2 protein-coding genes are annotated in these 2,406 nt (G+C 70.5%); both read right to left on the bottom strand.

The features are described from left to right. Position 1 precedes the first annotated feature (1 nt). The gene (locus tag AC07FN_RS45360; RefSeq protein WP_478401292.1) at positions 2 to 955 is read right to left on the bottom strand and encodes an MsnO8 family LLM class oxidoreductase; all 954 of its coding nucleotides are present in this window, start codon (positions 953 to 955) and stop codon (positions 2 to 4) included. Further along, positions 952 to 2,319 (bottom strand): NtaA/DmoA family FMN-dependent monooxygenase, encoded by a 1,368-nt coding sequence (locus AC07FN_RS45355; protein WP_478401291.1) that lies wholly within the window; start codon positions 2,317 to 2,319, stop codon positions 952 to 954. Before AC07FN_RS45355 ends, AC07FN_RS45360 begins: the two co-directional genes overlap by 4 nt. Between the last annotated feature and the right edge of the window lie 87 nt (positions 2,320 to 2,406).

Here is a 2,406-nt window from a genome sequence, read left to right as displayed (position 1 = left end):
TTCAGACGGGATTGGGAAATGGGGTTCTTCCCCCCCGGGTCTGGCGTTTGTCCCCCACGGTCCTTCCGGGTTGGCGGGTTTCCTGGTCCTTTTTTTTGTGGCTTCCACCCACCCTTTCCCCCAAACCCACCACGTAGGTCCGGCCCAGCTCCGGGGAGCCCGCGAATCTGCCCCGGTAGGACTCAACCGCCTCCAGCACGGTGGACGGGCTGACGTGGTAGTTCGCCGCGAACGGCAGGCCCAGCGACCCCGCCGCGGCCGAACTCTCACCGGCGCTGGAGCCGAGGACCCAGACATCGAGATCGGCGCCTTCGACGGGCACGGCGTGCACCGCTTCGCCGCTGGAGGACCGGAAGTCGCCGCCGATGAACTGCAGGACGTGCTCGACCTGGGTGCGGTAGTCCAGCGGTGTTTCCGCCGGATCGCCGGTGCTGAGGAGCCGCTGCTGCTCCTCGATGCGGGCCAGGAACCGCTTCGACTTGGCCAGCGCCCGCGGCTTGGGCGGGATCAGCAGGCCGTCGACCACCTTCCCCGCGGGCGCCGGGCCGTCGGCCGGATCGGCGAACCGGCGCACGAAATCCCGGCCGCGCACCAGCCCCGAGCGGCCCAGGCCGAGGTCGATGCGGCCCGGGTGCAGTTGCGCGACCGTGCCGAACTGCTCGGCGACCACCAGCGGGGCGTGGTGGCCCAGCAGCACCGCCGCCGAACCCACCCGGATGCGGTTGGTCGCGCCCGCGATCAGCGCGATCAGCACCGCAGGCGCCGCCGAGGCGACGCCGGGCGTGAGGTGGTGCTCGGCGACCCAGTAGCGCCGGTAGCCGAGGTGTTCGGTGCGCTTCGCGAGGTCGATGGTGTTGCGCAGGGCGTCCGCCGGACCCTGCCCGGACACGATGGGGGACAGGTCGAGGACGGAGAGGGGGGTGGACACCGGCGACCTCCGGGACGGCTCGGTCATGATGCGGTCTTAGCGCTCTGCCGGGGGTTTTCCAGCGGCGGCAGCCCGAGGTTCTCGCGCAGAGTGGCACCCGGGTACTCGGTGCGGTACACACCGCGTTCCTGCAGCAGCGGCGCCACGGTGTCGACGAACTCGTCCAGGCCGCCGGGGGTGAGGTGCGGGACGAGGATGAAGCCGTCCGACGCCTCTTCCTGCACGGACCGGTTCATCGCCTCGGCCACGCTCGCCGCGGTGCCGATGAACGACTGCCGCGCGGTCACCTCGATGATCAGCTCGCGGATCGACAGCTGCTTGGCCTCCGCCAGCTCGCGCCACTGCCGGGCGATGGCGATCGGGTCGCGGTGCCGGCGGGTGCTGGCCCGGCCCTTGGTGATCGTGTCGGTGCCGACCGCCGGGTCGAACTCCGGCAGCGGGCCGTCCGGGTCCAAGTCGCTGAGGTCGGTGTTCCAGAGCTGTTCCAGGAACCGGATGGCGGTCTGCCCGCTGACCTGCTGACGCCGGATGTGCGCGGCGCGTTCGTGGGCGTCCGCGTCGGTGTCGCCGAGCACGACGGTCGTCGCCGGGAACACCAGGAGCTCGTCGCGGGACCGGCCGTGCCGGGCGAGCCTGCCCTTGACGTCTGCGTAGAACGCCTTGCCCGCCTCCAGGGTTCCGTGGCCGGTGAAGATCGCGTCGGCGGCCGAGGCGGCGAACTCGCGGCCCGCGTCGGAATCGCCGGCCTGGAAGATGACCGGCCGGCCCTGCGGGCTGCGCGGCACGTTGAAGCGGCCCGCGATGTCGAAATGCGCGTCGCGGTGCGCGAAGGAACCGGCCAGCGGGTCGTCGAGGAAGGTCCCGGATTCCTTGTCGGCGACGATCTCGTCGCCGTGCCACGAGTCGAAGAGCTCCCACGCGGTGCGCAGGAACCACTCGGCGCGTTCGTAGCGCTGCTCTTCTGGCAGGAAGCCGCCGCGCCGGAAGTTCTCGCCGGTGAACGCATCCCACGACGTGACGACGTTCCAGGCCGCCCTGCCGCCGGAGAGGTGGTCGAGGCTGGCGAACTGCCGGGCCACCTCGTAGGGCTCGTTGAACGTCGAGTTGATCGTGCCCGCCAGCCCGAGGTGTTCGGTGACGGCGGCCAGCCCGGCCAGCACCGTGAAGGTGTCCGGGCGGCCCACCACGTCCAGGTCGTAGATCTTCCCGGCGTGCTCGCGCAGCCGCAGCCCTTCGGCGAGGAACAGGAAGTCGAACTTCCCGCGCTCGGCGGTGCGCGCCAGGTGCGCGAACGAGGAGAACTCGATCTGGCTCAACGAAGCCGGATCGCTCCACACCGTCGTGTTGTTCACGCCCGGGAAGTGCGCTGCCAGGTGAATCTGCTTGCTCATTAGGGCACCATCCCTTCCGCAGCCCTAATGCGTAGGGTTGTTACCTCTCGGTCCCGGTGGGCGCATGGCCTGGTTTGCGAGCCGTTC

It is taken from the genome of Saccharopolyspora sp. NPDC045941 (assembly GCF_056431445.1).
The sequence above is the reverse complement of the archived record's forward strand: the minus strand, read 5'-3'. Positions and strand labels throughout refer to the sequence as shown.